The following is a 23,208-nucleotide window of genomic DNA, read 5'->3' as shown; positions in this document are numbered from 1 at the left end:
GAATTGCATTCCTTGCCGCACTCCGTGTTCGATCTCCCCGACCACCTCTCACCCAAGGCCGACCCGGCGCTGATCAGCCGCGACGAGCAGCACTTCGCGGCCATGGCGGAGAGCCTGGAGCAGTCGCATGCCGAACTGTCCGACCGCCTGGACACCGCGCGCCGGGCGCCCGGCGGCAAGGGCCGGCAGGCCGTCGACCGGGACGAGGAGGTCCGCCGGCTGACCGCCCGCCTGCGCGCACTCAGTCGCTACGGTCTGGACCTGTGCCTCGGCCACGTCGTCACGGCGGACAACCCCGAGCCCGTGTACATCGGACGTCGTGGCCTCACGGACAGCACGGGTCGACGGCTGCTGCTCGACTGGCGCTCACCCGCCGCCGAGCCGTTCTTCGGCGCGACCCACGCCAACCCGATGGGCCTGGCGAGCCGCCGCCGGTATCGCTGGACCCGCGGGCGGATCAGCGACTACTGGGACGAGGTGTTCACCCCGGACGGGTTCGTGGGGCACGCCGTCGCGCTCGACGACCAGTCCGCCTTCATCGCCAGTCTGGGCAGCGCCCGGTCGAGCCGGATGCGTGACGTGCTCAGCACGATCCAGGCGGACCAGGACGCCATCATCCGCGCCGGATCGGCCGGCGCGCTCGTCGTCGACGGCGGTCCGGGCACGGGGAAGACCGTCGTCGCCCTGCACCGCACCGCCTATCTCCTCTACTCCGACCCGCGCCTCGGCCAGCGCCGCGGTGGCGTGCTCTTCGTCGGGCCGCACCAGCCCTATCTGGCCTACGTCGCCGACGTCCTGCCCAGCCTCGGAGAGGAGGACGTGCAGACCTGCACCCTGCGCGACCTCGTCCCCGAGGGGGCCGCGGCAACCGACGACACCGACCCGGAGGTGGTCCGGCTGAAGTCCTCGGCCGAACTGGTCCGGGCGATCGACGCGGCCGTCCGGTTCTACGAGGACCCGCCGGTCGCCCCAATGACGATCACGGTGGGCGACGCCGACATCCGCCTGAGCGCCGACGACTGGGCCGACGCGTTCCAGGCGCCGGGTCCGGGCACCCCGCACAACGAGGCGCGCGAGGAGATCTGGGAGGAGCTGCTCACCATCCTCATCGAGAGGTACGACGGCGACGAGCCGGACGACGTGCTCCGCAACTCGCTGCTGCGTAACCGGGAACTGCGGGCGACGGTCAACCACGCCTGGCCGTTGCTCGACGCGGCCGATCTCGTCGGAGACCTGTGGTCGGTGCCCGCGTACCTGCGCAAATGTGCTCCCTGGCTCAGCCCGGACGAGGTCCGGATGCTGCAGCGCGACGACGCCCAGGCCTGGACCGTGTCCGATCTGCCGCTGCTGGACGCGGCGCGACAGCGGCTCGGCGACCCGGAGGGGTCGGGGCGTACACGTCGGCACGACCCCACCGCCGCCGTCGAACGTGAGCACATGGCCCGGGTCGTCGACGAACTGCTCGCGGCCGACACCTACGACGACGGTGAGGGCCTGCTGACGATGCTGCGCCAACAGGACCTGCGGGACGTCCTGGTCGACGAGTCCGCACTGCCGGGCGCTGCCCCGGACCTGCTCGCCGGCCCGTTCGCGCACATCGTCGTGGACGAGGCGCAGGAGCTGACCGACGCCGAGTGGCAGATGTTGCTGGCGCGCTGCCCGTCCCGGAGCTTCACCATCGTCGGTGACCGCGCCCAGGCCCGGCACGGGTTCACGGAGTCGTGGCAGGAACGCCTCAAGCGGGTCGGGTTCGACCGAATCACGCTGGCGTCCCTGAGCATCAACTACCGGACGCCGGAGGAGGTCATGGTGGAAGCCGAGCCGGTCATCCGGGCCGTGCTCCCGGACGCCAACGTGCCAACCTCCATCCGCAGCAACGGGCTCCCCGTCGTACACGGATCGGCCACCGATCTGGGCTCGATCCTCGACACCTGGCTCGCCGCGCATCCCGACGGCATCGCCTGCGTGATCGGCGACCCGACGTTCCCGCCGACGTCCCGCGTCCGGTCGCTGAGCCCGGAGCAGGCCAAGGGGCTCGAGTTCGACCTGGTCGTCCTCATCGGCCCGGAGGCGTTCGGCACGGGCATCGAAGGGGCGGTCGACCGCTACGTCGCGATGACCCGGGCGACCCAGCAACTCGTGATCCTGACCAGTTCCTGACGGCGCTCAGCCCAGCCGGGGACGCCGCCACGATCGCGACGTAGACCACATCACCGTGGCGTACGGCTGGCTCAACCAGTAGCGTGGCGCTCTTCGGCCGCTGCCGGAGTCACCGAAGGCGTATCTCCATGACGCAATCCACGCCGGCCCGGCGTCGACTCGACGCCGCCCTGGCCCATCTCGCCACCACCTTCCGTGGCATGACCGCCCACCCCGATGACAGCAACTGCGAGTGCCACTGGGGCAGCGCCGAGGAACTTGCCCTGCTCAAGACCCCGAACGTCGAGTTGGACCCGGACCTGCTGCGCCGTACCTACTGGGCCGGCGACTGGCACTTTCCCGCCGCCATGCTGCGCCGGATCCTGCCCCAACTCGCCACGGCCCTGGTCAGCGGCGAGGTGGAGCGTCTGGGCAGCATGGACTATGCGGGACGGGCGTTCGCGCTCGGCCGCTGGCAGCAGTGGCCCGCCGAGCAGTCGACGACGATCCGCGAGTTCCTGGACGCCTGGTGGGTCGTCACGCTCAGCGACCCAGACGCCGAAGTGCCGGCGTACGCGGTGCTGGCCATGCTCGTGGAGGCCTCTGGCGCGCTCGACCGTTGGCTTGGCGCCTGGGCAACGGCGACCAGTCCCGTGGCGAACCGGCGGCTCGCCGAGGCGTTCGGAGAGTGGGAGTACGACCTACTCCGCGACGATCCGCCGTGGAGAACCTGGGAGTTGACCGACGACGAGGAGGAAGTCCTCCGCGCGGAGCTCACCGCATGGCTGCTCCAGCACGCCCCCGCCCGGCTGCGGATGGTCGACACCGACCCGGAGCTGCTGCACCGGATCAGGCTGCTCGGCATCAACGGCCCGGCCCGATGGGACGACCCGCACTGGCCAAACCGGGGCTACTGACCGGCCTCGGCGGCCAGGCGAGCCACCCTGATCGAGCCGCTCCAGCTCACCGGAAGAACACCCGGACCGGACGGACAATCCACAGTAGCCACACCACGGCGATGGTCAGGACAGCCCCGACGATCAGCAGGAGTCGGATCCACGGGTTGTCGATGAGCGCGAAGACGACGATCCGTCCGACGAACTGCACCGCGAGGAGCACGGTGACGAGGACCCGCGTCCAGGGGCGGCCGTCAAGGAGCTTGACCGCCAGCCACGCGTAGAGCAGCCCGAAGCTGAGGTGGAACGCCTGTGGCACACCGATCCCGTACGGCGGTGTGAACAGCGAGAACGCGTGCTCGGCCACCAGGACGAACAACAGCGCCCGGACGACGACGAGCCCGGTTGGCGCCAACCGGGGCGGACGATCCTGCGCGGGGTGCACCCGGGCGTCGGCCATGTCGGAAACCTCCGTCGAACGATTCGATCGGTCAGGTGATCGTCACCCCACCGGGCACGTCGACACATCCGGGCAATCCCCCGCGCCGGCCCAGAGAGGACCCCGAGGGGTGTCGTCGACCGTATGGTGGAGCGCCCGGCTCCCGCTTCAGCCTGATCGACGGCCCGGCCCGCCGAAAGCACCCCGAACAGTCCCGAACAAACCCGAACAGGGCCGCGCCCGGCGGGATCGACGAACGCCCGCACACCCAACGTCGACAGTGGACGCCTCCGGAGTACCATCCCGGTCGTACCGCGGTGGTGACCTCCCGCCGTCGACCCCCTCGATAGGAGCCTGGCATGGCCGGTCCGGACGCCGAACTCGCCGCGAAGCTTCAGCCCGACGTGCCGCACGCGGCACGGATCTGGAACTACTGGATGGGCGGCAAGGACAACTTCCAGTCCGACCGGGCGGCCGGCGACGCCGTCGCCGAGGTCTACCCGGAGATCGTCCTCATGGCGCAGCAGTCGCGCCTGTTCCTGGTGCGGGCCGTGCGTCACCTCGCCGCCGAGGCGGGCATCCGGCAGTTCCTGGACATCGGCACCGGCCTGCCCACCATGCAGAACACGCACGCGGTCGCCCAGGGGATCGCGCCCGACGCGCGGATCGTCTACGTGGACAACGACCCGATGGTGCTGGTGCACGCGCGGGCGCTGCTGGCCAGTACGACCTCGGAGGGCGTCACCACCTACGTACCCGCCGACTACCACGACCCGGAGAAGATCCTCGCCGAGGCCGCGCAGACGCTCGACTTCGACCAGCCCATCGCCGTGATGTACATGGGCGTGATGGGTTACGAGCCCGACCTGGCCGTGGTGCGCTCGATCGTCGGGCGGACGATGGACGCGATGCCGTCCGGCAGTCACCTGGTGCTGTGGGACGGCACCAACACCAGCCCGGCGGTGGTGTCCGGTGCCGACCGGCTGGCGCAGAGCGGCGGTGTTCCGTACATTCTGCGCAGCCCGGAGGAGCTCGCCAGTTGCTTCTCGGGGTTGACGATGGTGGAGCCGGGCCTCGTGCCGATCCCCCTGTGGCGACCGGACGACGCCGACGCCACCGGGATCGACGCCTACGGAGCGGTGGCCCGCAAGCCCTGACCGACGCGAGCCCCTGGCGTGCCGCCGGTCACCGGTCGCACGCCAGGGTCATCGCATCGGGGACCACGCTGGCCGCCACGAGCAGACCGAACGTCGTCACACCGTCCGGCGCGAGCGTCCCGTTGTACGAGGCGTTGCGGATGGTCACGTCCGCACCGACCGTCTCGGCCACCCCGCCCCAGACCGCCTGGACGCGCTCGTCGCCGGACCACTGCCAGGAGACGCGCCAACTGTCCAGCGGCTCCATCCCGGTGTTGCGTACCGTGGCCGTGACGACGAAGCCGTTGCCCCAGCGGGCGTCGATGGTCGCCGTCGCGCGGCAGGAGACCAGCGGCAGGGTCCGGGCCGGCCCGCCGATCACGTACGGATCTCGCCGACCCTCGGCGTCGCTGAACCGGAACCAGTACGCGGTGTCGGGGGTCAGCCGGCCGATGGACACGGTCCCGTAGCGTTCCGGACCGGAGACGGTTTCGGCCACCGGCGCCTGCCAGCGCTCGGCGTCCTCGCGGCTGGTGAAGAGGCTGACCGTGATCGGCGGGTCGTAGCCGCAGGGTGGGCTGAGCAGCATCGAGTAGGTGATGGTCAGGCTCGTGGTGGTGGCGGCGGACACCTGACCGTGGATCGGCAGCGCCGGCGGGCACACCGGCGTGACTGATGGCGACGGTGCCGGCGTCGCCTCGGCGGCGCCGGTCGTCCCGGCCCAGCCGGCCAGGGCGATGGTGGTGACAGCCAGGAACAAGCGAAACATCGGTACCTCCGCGAAACCGTCGCCGTCGCGGCCGACGATGGGCGGCCGACCGTACGGTCCGGACGATGCGCAGGGGCCACTCGACGGCGATCGGCATGCGGCCGCTGGCGAGGACTGCCCGGCACGGGTGGCGTGACCACCGCGCGCGTCCCCGGGTCCGGAAAGGAGTGTCGCGCTGGCTCCCGAGCGCGACCGATCCACAGCATCGCAGTCGACGAACATCAATACAAGACCGACGCTGTCCGGTCGAACATCGTCCGTCTTCTCTTCGCCAAACGGACACGCGGCGGGCGTCCGGGCCGAGAATGATCCATCACGGTCTATCACCTCGGACGCGGGAGCACACCATGCTCGACAGAAGCAGCACAACTCGGCGACCCCGGGTGGCGACGGCACTGCTCGCGGCAGGCGCTGCGACAGTGCTGGCGGCTGCCCAACTCGTCGCACCGACGCCCGCTGGCGCCGCCGTCAGCCGGGCCGAACTCGCCCTCCGCTGGGCGCCCATCCACTACCAGGACGTCGACGCCACCGGCACCCACGCCCTGGGCGGTCAGTCGGACTACCTCACCAGGGTCGATTTTGACGGCGACCTGGACGGACGCAACAACTGGGACCGAGCCGGCCAGGCCGGCACCTCACTCGCCGCGCACGCGTACTACTCCGTCGTCGAGACGAGCACCCACTGGTACATCACCTACCTCTTCTTCCATCCCCGGGACTGGACGGACCACCCGTTCTTCGAGACCGAGCACGAGAACGACGGCGAGGGCGCCCTGTTCGCGATCGAGCGCGACGGCTCCCCGTACGGGGTGCTGCGCTCGGCCGTCACCGTCGCGCACAGCGACTTCTTCTCGTACACGCCGGCCGGCAGCACCTGGACCAGCGGTCCGGAGAGCGTCGACGGCACCCTTCAGTTCCAGGCGTCACCGCACGACACGTTCCAGCACCCGGTGACGGCGCAGGAGGCCCAGGGCCACGGCCTGAAGGCGTACCCGCAGTACAACATCAACGGCGACGGCGTCGTCTACTACCCGTCGACAGTCGCCGAGACGCCGAGCAGTGGCAACGACCGCGACGTGCGGTATCAGCTCATCGACATCTTCGCCTCCGGCGGTCTGTGGGCGCAGCGAGCCAACGCGAGCCTGTTCGCCGGCCTGGGCACGTTCGCCGGCGACACCTCCGGTGACTGCGGCGCCGGCACCTGGAGCTGTTCGACCAACTCGGCCAACGCACCCTGGGGCTGGGACGACGGCAACGACGCACCCGCGCGTGGGGAGATCGCCAGCGACCCGGCGAAACTGTCGGCCGAGTACTTCACCGTTCCGGCCGGCCTTGCCCGCACCTACAGCTACAACCCGTACGCCGGGGCGGCGGCGGCGCTCGCCGAGGCGGCGAGAACGGCACCGCCGACCATCGACTGACCGGCACGCGGTGGTTGTCTCCGTCTCCCCCGGTGTCGGACCCCCTGGTCCCTCACCGGGGAGACGGAGCGACCCGCACCCGGTCGCTCTCGTCGTCGGAGAGGAACGACGCCAGTGCCTCCCCCTGCTCGGCGACGGCGGTGCGGTCAGCGCGGGAGAGGCCGCACAGTGGATTGACCGTCACCGTGCCCGACTCGACGCTCCAGGTCGCGGCGACCCGACCGTCGACCAGCACCACGCGCTCGCCGGCCACCGACAGGCCGCGATGAGCATCGTCGATGATCCGGCTGCGGTCGTCGTAGCCGAGGATCGCGTTGTCGAACGCCGGCAGGAACCGCACCGGGGCGGGAGTCTCGGGGTCAGGGCGCGGCGCGTCGGGCAGGTCGAGCAGCGTCCGCCCGCGCTCGTCACGGAAGGCGACCAGCTCATCGCGTATCGCCGCCACGGCGGCCGGCAGTCCGGCGAGGCCGCACCAGGCGCGCAGATCGGCCGTGGCCGCCGGCCCGAACGCGGCCAGATAGCGCCGGACGAGCACCTGACCGACGGGATCGGAATTCTCCGGTGGCGACGGGTCGCAACCCCGGCCCAGCCAGGCGGAGAGCAGGACGTTGCGCACGCCCGCCTTCGTACGCCACACCCCGCGCGGCGGCAGTTGCGTCATCGGAAGGAGGGCGATCGCCATCTCGCCCAGTGCGCGCGGCCCCGCCGCCGGCCAGCGCTCGGCGAGCGCCCGCCCGATCTCGGCCATCGAGCGGGGCTCACCGTCGGCCAGCAGCGCCCGCCCTGCCGCCGCGAGTTCGTCGAGATCGACTCCGTCGAGCTCGGCGCGGTAGGCCCCGAGCACCCGTTGACGCAGCATGACGTCGTGACGGGCCCGCCAGGCCATCGCGTCGGCGGCGGCGAGCAGGTGGACGGTGCGGCGCATGAGGTGGGTACGCACCAGGTGTCGCTCGGTCAGCAGGCTCGACAGCACCGCCGGGTCGAACGCGGACAGCCGCGACCAGAGGCCGACGAACGGCTCCTGCGGTTCCTGTGCCTGTAGGCCGCCGAGATGCGCCACGGCGTCGAGGACCGGCAGGTCGGCGCGGTCGAGCAGCAACTGCCGGGCGAGTGTCGCGCGGTTGAGCGCCCGGGTGTCGAGAATGGTCATCGGGTCCCTTCCGGTCGCTCTCATTGTCCGGCACGGGGTGACACTTCAGCCGACGCGACCGGCGTGCAGCCGCTCTGGCAGCAGGCACCGGACATGGATTCGCCCCGCCCGGTGTGGACCAGGCGGGGCGAATCGGTGTTCGATCGGCCGATCAGTGGCGGCCCACGAAGATGCCGATACCGTTGGCGACGGCGCGCTCCGTACCGTCGGACGGGTTGTTGCGGGCGGTGGCCGCCGCCTGGCCCGGCTCCCGTACGGCGACCGTGCTCGACCCGCCGCCGTCCAGGTTCACCGCGTCGTCGGCGCCGAGCGAGCGCATCAGGTCGGCCAGTTCGGCGATCGTGAAGCCGGCGCTGGCCGGGGCGCGGCCAGCCAGGGCGACGAGGTAGACGGTCCTACCGTCGGGGCTGACGCCGGCCGAGCTGCGCACCGCGGCGGTCTTGGTGTCCAGGCCGGCGATCGGCTCACCGTCGCGCAGGACCGGCGCGCCACCGACCGCGAACGTCAGCTTCGGCTTGCCGTCGGAGACGAGCTTCTCGTGCACCTGCACCCGGTCGCCCACGGTGAGGTCATCGAGTGCGTCCGCGCCGCCCTCCCGGCCGACCAGCACCTGCGTGTCGGCGGGGATCGCGCCCGCGCCGGGCGTCTGGCCCGCTGCGGTGACCACACCGTCGTGCACGGTCACCTCGTACGTGTGGGTGGTGCACGGGTCACTACGGCTCGTGTCGCTGCCGCAGGTCGACCGGACCCGGGAGGCGGCACCCCACGCGGAGGTGAACAGGCCGACGCCGTCGACCGGGAGCGCGTACTGGTTGAGGCCGCTGAGAGCGATGGTGCCCTTCTCGCTGCGCACCTCGCCGTCCAGGCTCAGGGTGTCGACGCGCGCCTTGCCGTTCACGCCCACGCCGAACACGTCCCGGGTGGAGGTGCCGGGGGCGAGACCGGGGCCGAAGCGCTGCGCGTTCGGCACCGCGAACTTCAACTCCTCGCCGTCGGCGATCTCCGGACCGGACGACGAGTAGGTCGGGGTGACACCGGCGTGGGTCTCACTGTTGTTGAAGAAGTCGCCGTTCACGCCGGCGATGGCACCCTGGTCGTTCGTCATCGCCGAGACGACCTTGCGCTGCGCGACGGCGTCGGGGTGCAGCAGGTCCAGGGAGACCTTGTTCCCGCGCAGGTCGGCCGTGAGCAGGTAGCCGACGGTGACGCCGCGGGGGGTGGCCACCTGGAACGAGCCGTAGGTGACGCCCGGGGCGAGCTGTTCGGTCGAGGTGAAGGTGATCGGGGTGTCCGCCCCGGATATCGTGGCGGTCGCGGCGTGGGCGGCGGGGGTCGGCGTCACGAGCGTGCTCAGCCCCACGGCGAGCAGCAGCGCCAGACTCGGGCGTACGAGGTTCATCGGCCTCATTGCCGCTCCTTTCTCGGTGCGATTCCCGGCCCGCGCCGGGAGGTGTTTCGAGCCGGGCCGCCGGTCGGCCGACCGGCGACGATCGTCGGGCCAGCCGATCACGCAGGGATGAACACGGGAGACGGTCGAGGTGAACCACCCGCACCTTCTTGATCAACTACCGGGTCACGTCGAGCGGCGGCCAAAAACTTTTGTGCACTTCCTACAACTGAAGGACGGTTGGTTCGGTGGTTGCGCCATAGCGCTGCCAGCCGCGAGGCGGAAAGGTGATCACTGCTGGGAGCCGTCGTCTCGCAGCACGCAGGTCGAGGTCTAGTTAAAGGGGTCAATCGGGTGTTCAACCGTGTCGCCATCGTCAACCGTGGTGAAGCCGCCATGCGGCTCATCCACGCGGTCCGCGAGTTGGCCGCGGAGACCGGCATCCAGATCGAAACCGTCGCTCTCTACACCGACGTCGACCGCACCGCCACGTTCGTGCGCGAAGCGGACATCGCCTACGATCTCGGTCCGGCTTCTGCCCGCCCGTACCTCAATCTGGCCGTGCTGGAGCGCGCCCTGACCGAGACCGGCGCCGACGCCGCGTGGGTCGGCTGGGGTTTCGTCGCCGAGGATCCGGCGTTCGCGGAGCTGTGCGAGAAGATCGGCGTCACGTTCGTCGGGCCCAGCGCCGACGCCATGCGCCAGCTCGGCGACAAGATCGGCTCGAAGCTGATCGCCGAGAAGGTCGGCGTGCCGGTCGCGCCGTGGAGCCGAGGCGCCGTCGAAACCCTGGCGGCCGCCCGAGCCTCGGCAGCCAAGATCGGCTACCCGCTGATGCTCAAGGCGACCGCGGGTGGCGGCGGACGCGGCATCCGCGTGATCAGGAACGAGGCCGAGCTGGTCGACGCGTACGAGCGCACCAGCCAGGAGGCGGCGCGGGCGTTCGGCAGCGGCGTCGTGTTCCTGGAGCGCCTGGTCACCGGGGCCCGGCACGTCGAGGTCCAGGTGATCGCCGACGGGCAGGGCACCGCGTGGGCGCTCGGCGTGCGCGACTGCTCCGTGCAGCGACGCAACCAGAAGGTCATCGAGGAGTCGGCGTCACCGGTGCTCGACCCGGCGCAGGCGGCCGAGCTGAAGACGTCGGCCGAGCGGCTGGCCGTGGCGGTCGGTTACCGCGGCGCGGCGACCGTCGAGTTCCTCTACCACCCCGGCGACCGGTTGTTCGCGTTCCTCGAGGTCAACACCCGCCTCCAGGTCGAGCACCCGATCACCGAGCTGACCACCGGGTTCGACCTGGTCAAGGCGCAGCTGCACGTCGCCTCCGGCGGGCGACTCGAAGGTGCGCCGCCGGCCGAGCGTGGGCACGCCATCGAGGCGCGGCTCAACGCCGAGGACCCCGACCGTGACTTCGCGCCGTCACCCGGCCGCATCGCCCGGCTGGACCTGCCCAGCGGCCCCGGCATCCGGGTGGACACCGGCGTCAGCGAGGGCGACACCATCCCGGCCGACTTCGACTCGATGATCGCGAAGATCATCGCGTACGGCCGCGACCGCGACGAGGCGCTCGGCAAGCTGCGCCGGGCGATGGCGAACACCACGGTGATCATCGAAGGTGGGGCGACCAACAAGAGCTTCGTGCTCGACCTGCTCGACCAGCCCGAGGTTATCGACGCCAGCGCGGACACCGGCTGGATCGACCGCGTCCGCGGCGAGGGCAGGCTCGTCACGCACCGCCACTCCGCGGTCGCGCTTGCCGCCGCCGCCATCGAGGCGTACGAGGAGGACGAGCGCGTCGAACGGCAGCGGCTGCTGTCGACGGCGTCCGGCGGACGCCCGCAGGTGCAGCACTCCAGCGGCCGACCGTTGGACCTCAAGTTGCGGGGCATCGGCTACCGCACCCGGGTGGCACGGGTCGGCGCACAGCGCTTCCGCGTCGTCATCGAGGCAGGTGCCGCCGTACGCACCGCCGACGTCGAGCTCGACCGCTTCGATCGGCACACCGGGCAGATCGTCGTCAACGGCATCCGGTACCGCCTGCTCACCGGCACGTACGGGCCGACCCACCTGGTCGAGGTGGACGGCGTGACACACCGGGTCAGCCGTGACGAGGGCGGCGTCCTCCGCTCCCCGATGCCCGCGCTGGTCGTGGCCACGCCGCTGGAGGTCGGCGCCGAGGTCGAGGCGGGCGCACCCGTGCTGGTGCTGGAAGCGATGAAGATGGAGACGGTGCTACGCGCGCCGTTCAAGGCGCGGCTGAAAGAGTGCGCCGTCTCCGTGGGCAGTCAGGTGGAGGCGGGTGCGCCGCTGCTGCGGCTGGAGCCACTCGCCGACGAGGCCGACGAGACCACCGACGACCCGACCACCGAGACCGTCGAACTGGACCTGCCCACCGCCGCCGAGGACATTCCGGCGTACGAGCGCAGCAGGCGCGGCCAGGAGGACCTGCGAGGTCTGCTGCTCGGCTTCGACGTCGACCCGCACGACGACCGTCGGGTGCTCGACGGCTACCTCACCGCACGGCGGGCCGCCACCGAGGCCGGCCAGCGGCCGCTGGCCGCTGAGCTCGACCTCATCGAGGTGTTCGCCGACCTCGCCGAGCTGAGTCGCAACCGGCCGACGGGCGAGGACGGCGGCGCCGCCCACGTCCACAGCGCCCGGGAGTTCTTCCACACCTACCTGCAGAGCCTCGACGTCGAGCGGGCCGGGCTGCCGGATGCCTTCCAGGCCAAGCTCGCCAAGGCACTCGCCCAGTACGGCGTCAGCGACCTCGAGCGCTCCCCCGCCCTCGAAGCCGCCGTCTTCCGGATCTTCCTCGCCCAGCAACGCGCGTCCGCCGACGCGACGGTCGTCGCGACGCTGCTGCGCGCCTGGCTGCGGGAAACCCCGCCGGACGAGACGCTGCGCGAGCCGGCCGGCCTCGCGTTGGAGCGGCTGATCGCCGCGACGCAGGTCCGCTTCCCCGCGGTCGCCGACCTCGCCCGTGGTGTGGTGTTCGCCTGGTTCGCCCAGCCGCTGCTGCGTCGCAACCGCGCCCGCGTCTACGCCGAGGTGCGTGGGCACCTGCGGCACCTGGACGCCCACCCGGACGCGGCGGACCGCGCCGAGCGCATCGCCGAGATGGTACGCAGCACCGAGCCACTGGTCCGGCTGCTCGGCCAGCGGCTCGTCCGTGACCACCTCGACAACGCGGTCATGCTGGAGGTGCTGACCCGGCGGTACTACGGCAACAAGGCGCTCACCAGCGTGCGCACCCGCGAGGTCGCGGGATGCACGTTCGTGGTCGCCGAACGCGCCGACTCGAGCGTGGTCTCCGCCGCGGTGAGCTTCGACGCGCTCGGCAGCGCCCTGCGTGGGCTGGCCGAGCTGGCCGGCGGCGAGGACTCCGTCGACGCCGACATCTACCTCGGCTGGGAGAACCAGCCGGAGGACTTCGACGCGATGGCGGCGGCGCTGGCCGAGGTTGTCGCGGCGCACCCGCTGCCGCCCCAGGTCCGTCGGGTCACCACCACGGTCGCGGGTCGCGGCGGAGCGGTGATGCACCACCACTTCACCTTCCGTCCGTCCGGTGCCGGGATGAGCGAGGATCGGCTGATCCGCGGTCTGCACCCGTACATCGCGCAGCGGATGCAGCTGGAGCGGCTGCACAGGTTCGACCTGACCCGGCTGCCGTCGTCGGACGAGGAGGTCTACCTCTTCCAGTGCGTGGCACGGGAAAACCGGGCGGACGAGCGCCTCGTGGCGTTCGCGCAGGTACGTGACCTGACCGAGCTTCGCGAGCAGGATGGCCGCCTGGTCGCGCTGCCGACGACCGAGGACGCCATCGCCGCCTGCCTCGACTCGATCCGCCGCGCCCAGTCGCGGCGTCCGTCGAAGACGCGTTTCAACACCAACCGGATCGTGGTCTACGTCTGGCCGCCAAGCGAGCTGACCCGCGAGGAGATGGAGATGATCGCCGGGCGCGTACGCCCGACGACGGTGGGGGCCGGACTGGAGGAGATCCTCTTCATCGCGCGGCAGCGCGACCGCCGGACCGGCGAGCTGACCAAGATCGCCGTACGGATCTCGTTCGACGCCGCGGGCGGCGCCGAACTGGCCGTCGGTGAGCCGCCGGTCGAGCCGATCGAGCCGCTCGACGAGTACCGACTGAAGGTGCTGCGCGCGAGCAGCCGCAACACCGTGTACCCGTACGAGCTGACCGGCCGCCTCGGCGACTTCGTCGAGCACGACCTCGACGGCGACCACGCCGGGCAGGATGGACGGTGCTCGTCTCCGCCCAACACCGGCTCCGGCTGCGCTCCGTCGCTAGTACCGGTGGACCGGCCGAAGGGGCGCAACAGCGCCGCGATCGTCGCCGGGGTGGTCACGACGCCGACCGAGCGGTACCCGCAGGGCGTCACCCGAGTGGTGCTGCTCGGCGACCCGACGAAGTCGCTGGGCGCCCTGTCCGAGCCGGAGTGCCGGCGGGTGATCGCCGCCCTGGACCTGGCGGAACGGATGCAGGTGCCGCTGGAGTGGTGGGCGCTGTCCGCCGGGGCGCGGATCTCGATGACCTCGGGCACCGAGAACATGGACTGGGTGGCCGCGGCGCTCAAGCGGATCGTCGAGTTCACCCAGGCCGGCGGTGAGATCAACATCGTCGTCGCGGGCATCAACGTCGGCGCGCAGCCGTACTGGAACGCCGAGGCGACGATGCTCATGCACACCAAGGGCATCCTGGTGATGACACCCGACTCGGCGATGGTGCTCACCGGCAAGCAGTCGCTCGACTTCTCCGGTGGTGTGTCCGCCGAGGACAACTTCGGCATCGGCGGCTACGACCGGGTGATGGGGCCGAACGGGCAGGCGCAGTACTGGGCGCCGAACCTCACGGCCGCGCGGGACGTGGTGATGTCGCACTACGACCACACGTACGTCGCGCCCGGCGAGGACGCGCCACGGCGGGCGACCACCACCGACCCCGCGGACCGCGACATCTCCGAATTCCCGCACGACGTGGCAGGCAGCGCCTTCCGCACCGTCGGGGAGATCTTCTCCGTCGAGGCGAACCCGGACCGCAAGAAGCCGTTCGACATCCGTACGGTGATGCGGGCCCTCGCCGACCAGGACCACCCGGTGCTGGAGCGCTGGGCGGGCATGGCCGACGCGGACACGGCGGTCGTGCAGGACGTCCACCTCGGTGGCATCCCGGTCTGCCTGCTCGGCATCGAGTCCCGGTCGGTGCCGCGACACGGCTTCCCGCCCACCGACGGCCCGGACACCTACACGGCGGGCACGCTGTTCCCCCGCTCGTCGAAGAAGGCCGCGCGGGCGATCAACGCGGCCAGTGGCAACCGGCCTCTCGTCGTACTGGCGAACCTGTCCGGCTTCGACGGCTCACCGGAGTCGATGCGCAAGCTGCAGTTGGAGTACGGCGCCGAGATCGGCCGGGCGATCGTGAACTTCCGGGGGCCCATCGTCTTCTGTGTGATCTCCCGGTACCACGGCGGCGCGTTCGTGGTGTTCTCGAAGGCGCTGAACCCGAACATGACCGTGCTCGCGCTGGAGGGCTCGTTCGCCTCCGTGCTCGGTGGTGCCCCCGCCGCCGCGGTGGTGTTCTCCGCCGACGTCAACGCCCGCACGGCCGCCGACCCCCGGGTACGGGACCTGGAGGCCCGTGCCGCTGCCGCCACCGGCACCGAACGCGCCGCGCTGACCGCGGAACTCGACGAGCTGCGCTCGTCGGTGCGCGCGGAGAAGCTCGGCGAGGTGGCGACGGAGTTCGACCGGGTGCACAACATCCAGCGCGCCGTCGAGGTCGGCTCGGTGGACGCCGTCATCCGCGCCGCCGAACTGCGTCCGCGCATCATCGAGGCCATCGAGGCCCGCCTGGGTTAGAGCGGCCGGCAGGCCCGCACAACGTCAGCACCACCGGTCGTCGACCGGTGGTGCTGACCGTACGGGAGGGGTGACGTGCTGCTACGTCTAGCTGACCACTGCGTTCAGTGCGACGGCGATGGTGAGCCGGACGATGGCCGTGACGATGCCGACGCCGACCATGACGAACGCCTTGACGGCGGGCGTCATCCGGGTGCGGGCGACGGTCAGGTTCACCTCAGCCGAGTCGTCGCTCGTGGCTCGGGTCGGTGTCGGCCTGCCAGGCCGCGACGAGATCCTCGCGCGCCCGTGCGACACGGGAGCGGATCGTGCCGACGGGGCACTGGCAGACGTCCGCGGCCTCGGCGTAGGACAGGCCGAGCACCTGGGTGGCGACGAACGCCTCGCGACGCTCCCGGGTCAGACCGCCGATCAGCTGGTGCAGGGTCACACCCTCATCGGTGCCGGTCGTGATCGCACCGGCGGCCTCGGCGGCCGCCTGCCAGTCCGGCACCGATGCCATCCTCGGCCGGGCCACCGCCGCCCGGACGTGATCCACGGCAACGCGCCGGGCGATCGTGAACACCCACGTGCGGGCCGACGAACGACCGGCGAAGCCGGGCAGGTTGCGAAATGCCCGTAGGAACGTCTCCTGGGTCAGGTCGTCGGCCTCACCCGGCCCGGCCAGGTGCGACAGGAACCGCCAGACCTGGTCCTGAAGTGCCCGGATGAACGCCGTGGCGGCCTGCCGGTCACCCTGGCCTGCCTCCCGCGCCCACCGGGTCACCTGGTCGTCGTCAGCGACGCCGTTCCGCACAGACCACCGTCCTGGGTGCCACGGGGCTCCTTCATGCCGAGATTCGTCGTCGGTGCACCGCCGGTCGGCCGCGCACTCTGGTTGTCGCAGGCCGGTCCGGAAAAGTTCCCGGTGTCCGCACGTTGGGCGGATCTTCCGGATGTTCGACCCGGCGGGAACCAGCGCCGTCGGCCATCCGACCACCGATCCGACCGCCCCGCGCATCGAGCCGATCGGATACCGCATGACGTCCACCGTTGAGACGCCCGAGTCCACTCCCCCGCCGGCTCCGGCGCCGACGGCGGGTGCCCGCACGGCCTGGGGCGGGTTGCTGCTGCGTATCCACTTCTACGCTGGGATCCTGGTCGCCCCGTTCCTCGTCGTGGCCGCGCTGACCGGCCTCGCGTACACGGTCTCGCCGCAACTGGATCGGATCGTGCACGGCGAGCAGCTCACGGTCGACAAGGTCGGTGTCGACGCACGTCCGCTCGCCCAGCAGATCGCCGCAGCCCGCGCCGCCCACCCGGGCGGCACGCTTGCCTCCGTCACGCCCGGTGCGGGGGACGCGACGACCCGGGTGGTGTTCGACGTCGCCGATCTCGGCGACCGGCAGCACACCGTCTACGTCGACCCGTACACCGCCGACGTACGCGGGACGCTGACGACCTGGTTCGGGTCGACACCGGTCACCACCTGGCTGGACGACCTGCACCGCAACCTGCACCTCGGCGCCGTGGGGCGGTACTACTCGGAGTTCGCCGCGAGTTGGCTGTGGGTCATCGTTCTCGGCGGAATCGTCCTGTGGTGGCGTCGGCAGCGCTCCGGCGCGGGGCGGCTGCGGCGGCTGTTCGGTCCCGACCTCGCGGCCCGTCGGGGCGTACGGCGTACCCGTGGCTGGCACGCGTCAACCGGGCTGTGGCTGGCCGTCGGGCTGTTGTTCCTGTCCGCCACCGGCCTGACCTGGTCCCGCCACGCCGGGGAGTCCTTCGACGCAGGGCTGGACGCCCTCAATGCCCGTACCCCCGAGGTGTCCACCGCCCTGCCGGGTGTGGCCGCACCGGCCGACGGTGCCGGCCACCACGGCGGACACAGCGGGCAGGCCACCGCGATCGACCCTGCGGCGACCGATCGTGTCCTCGCAATCGCCCGCGGCGCGGGACTGGACGGCCCGGTCGAGATCACGCCCGCAGCCGACGTCCACTCGGCGTGGACCGTCACGCAGGTGGACAACACCTGGCCGGTCCGCAAGGACCGGGTGGCCGTCGACCCCGCCGCGGGCACGGTGACCGCGCGCAGCGACTTCGCGTCCTGGCCGCTACTGGCACAACTGAGTGGCCTCGGCATCCAGGCTCACATGGGGGTGCTGTTCGGGCCGATCAACCAGATCCTGCTCGCCGCCCTGGCCCTCGGGCTGCTCTGCGTCATCGTGTGGGGTTACCGGATGTGGTGGCAACGCCGCCCCACCCGCGCCGACCGGCGCGCCCTTGTCGGCACCGCACCCGAGCGCGGAGCCTGGCGGCTGGTGCCCGGCTGGGGTCTCGTCCTCGGCGTACCCGTCGTCGTCGCCGTCGCTTGGGCACTGCCGGTGTTCGGGGTGACGCTGCTGGCCTTCCTCGCCCTCGACCTTGCCGCCGGGGCCTGGCGGAAACGCCAGGCCAGGGCCATGGCCGGGTGACGCCCGGCAGCTCAGCCCGGGACCGGCTGCTCCTGGATCTGCTCGGCGCTCCCGGGTCTTCTCGGAACCACGAGATCGGGCATGCTCCACGAACGCCACAGCTGGCTGTACCCGTCCCCGGCCTCCAGCAACTCGGCGTGCGTGCCGTGCTCGGCGATTCGCCCGTGGTCCAGGACGACGATGCGGTCCGCGGTGGCCGCCTGGCTGAGGCGGTGGGCGACGATCAGGGTGGTACGGCCCTCGGTTGCCGAGACGGCGGCGCGGTCGAGGTCGCGCGCGCCCGCGCTGCCCGCCTCCGCGGTGGCCTCGTCGAGGACCGCGACGGCGGGGTCGGCGAGGACGAGGCGAGCCAGCGCGAGCTGCTGGGCCTGAGCCGAGGTGAGCTGCCATCCACCCTCCCCGACAGAGGTGGCGAGCCCCTCCGGCAGGGTACGGAGCCAGTCGGTGGCACCGACGAGGTCGAGGGCGGCGGCGATCTCGGCCTCGGTGGCGTCCGGGTCGGCCAGGCGCAGGTCGTCGGCGAGTGGCCCGGCGAAGACGTGCACCTCCTGGCTGATCAGGGCGATCTCGCGTCGGAGGCGGTGCTCGCCGAGCTGCGCCAGCGGCACGCCGCGCAGGCTCACCGAGCCGTCGGTGGGTGCGATGATCCCGGCGATGATGCCGGCGAGCGTGCTCTTGCCCGCTCCGCTCGCGCCGACGAGGGCGACGCGCTCCCCGGGTGCGAGACGGAGGGTGACGTCCCGCAGCACGACGGGGCCGTCGTCGTAGCGGTGCTGCGCGACGACCACCTCCAGCGCTGCGGGCTCGGGCCGCTCTCGCGGAGTGGGTCTGGGGCCGGCGGGGGACGGGGTGTCCGGCAGCGCGGTGATGCCGACGAGGCGGGCGAGGCTCGCCCCGGCCTGCAGCACGGAGTCCGATTCGAACAGCAGCAGCCCGATGGGGTTGAAGAGGCGGTGAAAGTAGAGCGCGGCGGTGGTGGCGGCTCCCACGGTGGCGAGGTCGTCGCGTACCAGCAGGAAACCGGCGAGCAGCACGGCGGCGAGCCCCACGAACTCGGACCGGTTGATGCGCAGCCCGAACCGCGTGAACAGACCGAAGATCTCCAGCGACAGGTCGCGGGCGACGCCGGAGCGATCCGCGATCCGTGCGACGTGGGCGTCCTCCATCCGGTACGCGCGAACGGTCGCCGCGCCGCGGAGCGCCTCGGCCGTCGCCTGTGCGCGCTCACCCGTCGCCACCCGCTCGCGCGCGTAGTACGGAACCGACCGCTTCAGGTACCAGTGCAGCGCCACCGCGTACGCCGGGGCGGCGGCCAGCCCGGCGATGCCGAGCCGCCAGTCGAGGGCGAAGAGCCCTGCCGCGGTCAACACGACGGACAGCAGCGCGCCGAGGAAGGCGGGGCCGCTGGTGGCGATCACATTCGTCACCACGGCGACGTCGTCGCCGGCACGGGCCACCAGATCCCCGGTCCCGGCTCGCTCCAGGGTGGCCGATGGCAGGTGCAGAGCGCGGTCGAGGACCCGCTCCCGGAGCCGGGCCAGCACGGTCTCGCCGAGTCGTGCGGCGACTGCCGCTCCGACCGCGGTGAGGAGCCCGGCGAGTACGGCGGCGCCCGCGATCACACCCGCCCAGGCCACGATCCGTGGTGTGTCGGACCCGGCGATGACGTCATCGACGAGGCGGCCGAGCACCCACGGGGCGACGAGTCCGGCAGCGGCCGCGGCGACCAGCAGCGTGCCGGCGACGGCGCTGAGCCCGGGCAGACGGGTCAACTCGGTACGGAGGGCGGCCCAGGTCTGCCGGCCGGTGGCCGTCGGCAGCAGTTGGCGGGGCTCGACGCCGGTCGGGATTGTCTGATCGCTCATCGCAGGACCTCCTCCCGGTAGCGGGCGTCGCTGGCCAGCAACCGCTCGTGCGGGCCCTCGGCGACGACCCGCCCACCGTCGATCACGGCCACCCGGTGGGTGACCCGCAGCAGGGCCGGACTGGTGGTGATCAGCAGCGTGCCGCGGGTCGCCGCACCGCGAGCCGAGGCCAGACCTTCGGCGAGCAGCCCCTCGGTCACCGCGTCGACCGCCGTGGTGGGGTTGTGCAGCACCAGCACCGGCGGGTCGGCGACGAGCGCCCTGGCCAGCCCGATCCGTTGCCGCTGCCCGCCGGACAGGTTCGCCCCCCGCTCGGTGAGCTGGCGGTCGAGTCCGTGCGGGTGCGCGGCGAGCACGTCCTCGGCTGCGGCAGCCCGCACCGCGGCGCGCAGGACCGTGTCGTCGAGGTGGGCGCCGGCGCCGAGATTGGCGCGCAGGGTTCCTTCGAACAGCGCCACGTCATGCTGCTCGACCAGGACCGTGGCGCGTACGGTGTCGATGTGCAGCTCTTCGGCGGGTACGCCGTCGATGTGCAGCGTTCCCCGGTAGTCCTGTCCGGGTACCCGGCCGGACAGCAGCGCGACCAGCGCCTCGGCGTCGCTCGGATCGTAGGCCAGCACACCCAGGATCTCACCGGCGCGGACGTGCAGGCTGACGTCGTCGAGACCGGCGTGGCGGATCGAGTCGAGAGTCAGCCGCGACGGGCTCGGGGCGGGCGGCCCAGCACTACCCGACGGGATGACCGGCTCGGCGCCGAGAACCCGGGCGACCCGGCCCGCGGATGCCCGGGCCATGGCGAACAGCTGTACGCAGTACCCGAGCGTCTGCACCGGCTCGGCGATGAACTGGGCCAGCCCGACGACGGCGACGAGCTCGCCGATGGTGAGTCGGCCCTGTAGCGCGAGCCAGCCCGCGACGCCGGCGACAGTTGCGAGGAAGAGGCCGTTGACCATGGTGGTGAGCCCGAGGTGCAGGCCCTTGGTGGTGGCGGCACGCAGGGTGACGTCGAGGGCGTGGCGGCTGGCGCCCGCGTACCGGCGTGCGGCGTGGTCCTGTGCGCCGATGCCGCGCAGCACGCGCAGGCCGGTGACGAGGTCGACGGCGAGTGCGGTCGTGGCCGCGAGGGCCTCCTGCTGCGACGTGCTGCGCCGGGTGAGCAACGGCGCCATCCGCTGTAGGCCTACGACCAGCAGAGGTACGCCGATGAGCACCCCGAGCCCGAGAGGAATGTCGACGACGAGCAGTGCGACGGCCGCGACCACGATGGCGGTGAACGCTGCCGCGGTCAGCCCTGCGACCCGCACGACGAGCGCGGACAGCTCGGCGTCGGAGGCCGTGACGGACAACAACTCTCCGTCGCGCATGCCCGAGCGGCGACCGCGCGGGTCGAGGGCGCTGCGGGTCATCTCGACCCGGATGGCGTGCGCCTCGTGTTCCACGGCGGCGTATGCCTGTCGGGCACCGGCCCGATAGGCGAAGGCGAGGACGGTGAACAGGGCGGCAAGCCCGGCGAGCGAGAGCAGCAGCGCGCGGACGTCCCCGGTGGCGACCGCACGGTCGATGACCACTCCGATGGCGACCGGGATGAGGGCTTCCGTGGCCTGGTGGGTGCAGAGCAGTGCGATACCGAGAGCCACACGACCGCGCTGTCGGCGCAGGGCGCGGCGCAGCACCACCCCGCCGCTGATCTCGGTGACTGTCATGCTCGTCCGGACCTGGTCGATGAGGGCATAGAGGCAGACTCCGCTACTGAGGGCAGGCTAACCTAACATGCTCGCGGGAGGGCACGGTGCCGTGCCCGCCGGACCGTCGTCCCGACAAGGGTCCGGACGACGGCGCCGGCCGCGATGCCTCCACGGCAGCGGCCGGCGCCGACAGTTCCGGAACGACCGCGGCTACCGCTCCCCCGCCGGGACCGCGACGGGCAGGCCGAGGCCGTTGACGGCCGCCGCGACCAGGTCCTCCGGGGCGAGCGAGACATCGAGCACGAGCACCGACTCGTCCGGCTCGGCCGGTTCCAGCGTGGCGAGCTGTGATTCGAGCAGGCTCGCTGGCATGTAGTGCCCCTCGCGCCGCGCCATTCGGGCCCGGATGACCTCCGCCGGCCCGTCAAGGTGCACGAAGTCCACCCGGAGCGGGCCCTGGCGAAGCACGTCCCGATATGACCGCTTCAGCGCCGAGCAGGCCAGCACCGTCGACCGGCCCTCCGCGCCGCGATCGGCTATCCAGGCGGCGATGTCCCGCAGCCAGGGCCAGCGGCTGGCGTCGTCCAGCGGTACGCCGGAGCGCATCCGCGCCACGTTCGCCGGGGAGTGGAACTCGTCCGCCTCGGCGAACGCCAGCCCGGTCGCCGCGCTGATCCCTCGCGCCACCGTGGTCTTGCCGGCCCCGGAAACGCCCATCACCACGACGTGCCGGGTGGGCTGAACGCCGCGCCGCTCACCAGTCATGAACCGTGCCGTCCTTGAGCCGGTTGAACGGCAGGTAGGCCGGCTCGTACGGGAACCGGGCCGCCGCCTCCTCGTCGAGCTCCACCCCGAGTCCCGGCTGGTCACCCGGGTGCAGGTAGCCGTCCGTGAAGGTGAACGACTGCCGGAACACCTCGTTGGCCAGCGGGGTGTGCTTCATGTACTCCTGAATCCCGAAGTTGTGGATGGCCAGGTCCAGGTGGAGCGCCGCGGCCATACCCACCGGGGAGATGTCGGTGGGGCCGTGGATGCCGGACTTGATCTGGTACTGGGCGGCGAAGTCGAGCAGCTTGCGCATGGCGGTGATGCCGCCGGTGTGGGTGACCGCGGACCGGACGTAGTCGATCAGCTGCTCCCGGATCAGGGTCTGGTAGTCCCAGACCGTGTTGAAGACCTCGCCGATGGCCAGCGGGGTGGTGGTGTGCTGGCGGACCAGCCGCAGCGCCTCCTGGTTCTCGGCCGGGGTGCAGTCCTCAAGCCAGAACAGGTCGTACGGTTCGAGGGCCTTGCCGAGCTTGGCGGCCTGGATCGGGGTCATCCGGTGGTGACCGTCGTGCAGCAGCGGCAGCTCCGGGCCGAACTCGCTGCGGACCGCCTCGAAGACCTCGGGTAGGTGGCGCAGGTACGCGCGGGTGTCCCAGTCCTCCTCGGCGGGCAGGGGGGTGCGCTGGGCAGGTTCGTAGTCGTACCGCTGGCCGGTGGCGCTGGGCTGTGCGGCCACGCCGTAGACCGCGTTGATCCCCGGCACCGAGGTCTGTACCCGGATCGAGCGGAAGCCCTCGTCGAGGTGGCGGCGGATCGAGTCGAACAGCTCAGGGATGTCCCGCCCGGACGCGTGCCCGTACGCCATGATGCCGGTGCGGGACGCACCGCCCAGCAGTTGGTACAGCGGCATGCCGGCAGCCTTGGCCTTGATGTCCCACAGTGCGACGTCCACCGCGGCGATGGCCGCCATGGTGACCGGGCCGCGCCGCCAGTACGCCGACCGGTACAGGAACTGCCAGGTGTCCTCGATACGGTGCGGATCCCGCCCGATCAGCAGCGCGGCGACGTGGTCACGCAGGTACGAGGCGACGGACAGCTCACGGCCGTTGAGCGTGGCGTCGCCCAGGCCGGTGATGCCCTCATCGGTGGTGATCTTCAGGGTGACGAAGTTCCGGTCGGGGCTGGACACGATGATGTCTGCTGCGACGATCTTCACGGGGTGCCTTTCG

At 71.7% G+C, this 23,208-nt stretch carries 16 protein-coding genes; 6 read left to right on the top strand and 10 right to left on the bottom strand.

Annotated features, from left to right (window positions below):
- Positions 1-24 precede the first annotated feature (24 nt).
- On the top strand, positions 25-2,160 hold the full coding sequence (gene helR / locus ACQEUX_RS04330; protein ID WP_433041422.1) for an RNA polymerase recycling motor ATPase HelR: 2,136 nt from the start codon (positions 25-27) through the stop codon (positions 2,158-2,160).
- A 128-nt stretch (positions 2,161-2,288) separates the two neighbouring features.
- Entirely contained in the window at positions 2,289-3,056 is a 768-nt protein-coding gene (locus ACQEUX_RS04325; RefSeq protein ID WP_433041419.1) for a hypothetical protein, read from the top strand.
- A 46-nt stretch (positions 3,057-3,102) separates the two neighbouring features.
- Here ACQEUX_RS04325 and ACQEUX_RS04320 read toward each other — a convergent pair whose 3' ends face one another.
- Positions 3,103-3,495: a hypothetical protein gene (locus ACQEUX_RS04320; protein ID WP_433041416.1), complete on the bottom strand. Its 393-nt coding sequence runs from the start codon at positions 3,493-3,495 to the stop codon at positions 3,103-3,105.
- A 338-nt stretch (positions 3,496-3,833) separates the two neighbouring features.
- Between ACQEUX_RS04320 and ACQEUX_RS04315 the strand changes: the two genes are divergently transcribed.
- Positions 3,834-4,631, top strand: a complete 798-nt coding sequence (locus tag ACQEUX_RS04315; RefSeq protein WP_433041413.1) for an SAM-dependent methyltransferase — start codon at positions 3,834-3,836, stop codon at positions 4,629-4,631.
- Positions 4,632-4,659: 28 nt separating this feature from the next.
- Here the strand turns inward: ACQEUX_RS04315 and ACQEUX_RS04310 are convergent, their stop codons facing one another.
- Complete coding sequence (locus ACQEUX_RS04310) at positions 4,660-5,379, bottom strand: cellulose binding domain-containing protein (RefSeq protein ID WP_433041410.1); 720 nt, start codon at positions 5,377-5,379, stop codon at positions 4,660-4,662.
- 347 nt (positions 5,380-5,726) lie between these two features.
- On the opposite strand from ACQEUX_RS04310, the gene ACQEUX_RS04305 reads away from it, so the two are divergent.
- On the top strand, positions 5,727-6,800 hold the full coding sequence (locus tag ACQEUX_RS04305; RefSeq protein ID WP_433041407.1) for a hypothetical protein: 1,074 nt from the start codon (positions 5,727-5,729) through the stop codon (positions 6,798-6,800).
- A gap of 52 nt (positions 6,801-6,852) precedes the next feature.
- Here ACQEUX_RS04305 and ACQEUX_RS04300 read toward each other — a convergent pair whose 3' ends face one another.
- A complete protein-coding gene (locus ACQEUX_RS04300) occupies positions 6,853-7,950 on the bottom strand; it encodes a winged helix DNA-binding domain-containing protein (protein ID WP_433041404.1) in 1,098 nt (365 codons plus the stop codon).
- 151 nt (positions 7,951-8,101) lie between these two features.
- On the bottom strand, positions 8,102-9,358 hold the full coding sequence (locus tag ACQEUX_RS04295) for a phosphodiester glycosidase family protein (RefSeq protein WP_433041401.1): 1,257 nt from the start codon (positions 9,356-9,358) through the stop codon (positions 8,102-8,104).
- Positions 9,359-9,691: 333 nt separating this feature from the next.
- Between ACQEUX_RS04295 and ACQEUX_RS04290 the strand changes: the two genes are divergently transcribed.
- Positions 9,692-15,211: a carboxyl transferase domain-containing protein gene (locus tag ACQEUX_RS04290; protein ID WP_433041398.1), complete on the top strand. Its 5,520-nt coding sequence runs from the start codon at positions 9,692-9,694 to the stop codon at positions 15,209-15,211.
- A gap of 87 nt (positions 15,212-15,298) precedes the next feature.
- Here ACQEUX_RS04290 and ACQEUX_RS04285 read toward each other — a convergent pair whose 3' ends face one another.
- A complete protein-coding gene (locus ACQEUX_RS04285) occupies positions 15,299-15,427 on the bottom strand; it encodes a hypothetical protein (RefSeq protein ID WP_433041395.1) in 129 nt (42 codons plus the stop codon).
- A 1-nt stretch (position 15,428) separates the two neighbouring features.
- On the bottom strand, positions 15,429-16,007 hold the full coding sequence (locus ACQEUX_RS04280) for a sigma-70 family RNA polymerase sigma factor (RefSeq protein WP_433041392.1): 579 nt from the start codon (positions 16,005-16,007) through the stop codon (positions 15,429-15,431).
- Positions 16,008-16,230: 223 nt separating this feature from the next.
- Between ACQEUX_RS04280 and ACQEUX_RS04275 the strand changes: the two genes are divergently transcribed.
- On the top strand, positions 16,231-17,661 hold the full coding sequence (locus tag ACQEUX_RS04275; RefSeq protein WP_433041389.1) for a PepSY-associated TM helix domain-containing protein: 1,431 nt from the start codon (positions 16,231-16,233) through the stop codon (positions 17,659-17,661).
- Between the two features lie 11 nt (positions 17,662-17,672).
- Here ACQEUX_RS04275 and ACQEUX_RS04270 read toward each other — a convergent pair whose 3' ends face one another.
- The 4 genes from ACQEUX_RS04270 to manD form a co-directional block, all read right to left on the bottom strand.
- The gene (locus ACQEUX_RS04270; RefSeq protein ID WP_433041386.1) at positions 17,673-19,526 is read right to left on the bottom strand and encodes an ABC transporter ATP-binding protein; all 1,854 of its coding nucleotides are present in this window, start codon (positions 19,524-19,526) and stop codon (positions 17,673-17,675) included.
- A complete protein-coding gene (locus ACQEUX_RS04265) occupies positions 19,523-21,229 on the bottom strand; it encodes an ABC transporter transmembrane domain-containing protein (RefSeq protein ID WP_433041383.1) in 1,707 nt (568 codons plus the stop codon). The genes ACQEUX_RS04270 and ACQEUX_RS04265 overlap by 4 nt, the downstream gene beginning before the upstream one ends.
- A gap of 192 nt (positions 21,230-21,421) precedes the next feature.
- Positions 21,422-21,976 carry a gluconokinase gene (locus ACQEUX_RS04260; RefSeq protein ID WP_433041380.1) on the bottom strand — a complete coding sequence of 185 codons (555 nt, stop codon included), beginning with the start codon at positions 21,974-21,976 and terminating at the stop codon, positions 21,422-21,424.
- On the bottom strand, positions 21,966-23,195 hold the full coding sequence (manD, locus tag ACQEUX_RS04255; RefSeq protein ID WP_433041377.1) for a D-mannonate dehydratase ManD: 1,230 nt from the start codon (positions 23,193-23,195) through the stop codon (positions 21,966-21,968). The genes ACQEUX_RS04260 and manD overlap by 11 nt, the downstream gene beginning before the upstream one ends.
- Positions 23,196-23,208 lie beyond the last annotated feature (13 nt).

This window comes from Micromonospora sp. CA-259024 (assembly GCF_050936255.1).
In the GTDB taxonomy this organism is placed as follows: domain Bacteria; phylum Actinomycetota; class Actinomycetes; order Mycobacteriales; family Micromonosporaceae; genus Micromonospora.
Note: the sequence above shows the minus strand (reverse complement) of the source record. Positions and strands in the feature narration are given on the sequence as shown.

Excerpts from the sequence above, each read along its gene's own strand:
- ACQEUX_RS04325 (WP_433041419.1), top strand. The coding sequence starts at position 2,289 with ATGACGCAATCCACGCCGGCCCGGCGTCGACTCGACGCCGCCCTGGCC.
- ACQEUX_RS04320 (WP_433041416.1), bottom strand. The coding sequence starts at position 3,495 with ATGGCCGACGCCCGGGTGCACCCCGCGCAGGATCGTCCGCCCCGGTTG.
- ACQEUX_RS04315 (WP_433041413.1), top strand. The coding sequence starts at position 3,834 with ATGGCCGGTCCGGACGCCGAACTCGCCGCGAAGCTTCAGCCCGACGTG.
- ACQEUX_RS04310 (WP_433041410.1), bottom strand. The coding sequence starts at position 5,379 with ATGTTTCGCTTGTTCCTGGCTGTCACCACCATCGCCCTGGCCGGCTGG.
- ACQEUX_RS04305 (WP_433041407.1), top strand. The coding sequence starts at position 5,727 with ATGCTCGACAGAAGCAGCACAACTCGGCGACCCCGGGTGGCGACGGCA.
- ACQEUX_RS04300 (WP_433041404.1), bottom strand. The coding sequence starts at position 7,950 with ATGACCATTCTCGACACCCGGGCGCTCAACCGCGCGACACTCGCCCGG.
- ACQEUX_RS04295 (WP_433041401.1), bottom strand. The coding sequence starts at position 9,358 with ATGAGGCCGATGAACCTCGTACGCCCGAGTCTGGCGCTGCTGCTCGCC.
- ACQEUX_RS04275 (WP_433041389.1), top strand. The coding sequence starts at position 16,231 with ATGACGTCCACCGTTGAGACGCCCGAGTCCACTCCCCCGCCGGCTCCG.
- ACQEUX_RS04270 (WP_433041386.1), bottom strand. The coding sequence starts at position 19,526 with ATGAGCGATCAGACAATCCCGACCGGCGTCGAGCCCCGCCAACTGCTG.
- ACQEUX_RS04265 (WP_433041383.1), bottom strand. The coding sequence starts at position 21,229 with ATGACAGTCACCGAGATCAGCGGCGGGGTGGTGCTGCGCCGCGCCCTG.
- ACQEUX_RS04260 (WP_433041380.1), bottom strand. The coding sequence starts at position 21,976 with ATGACTGGTGAGCGGCGCGGCGTTCAGCCCACCCGGCACGTCGTGGTG.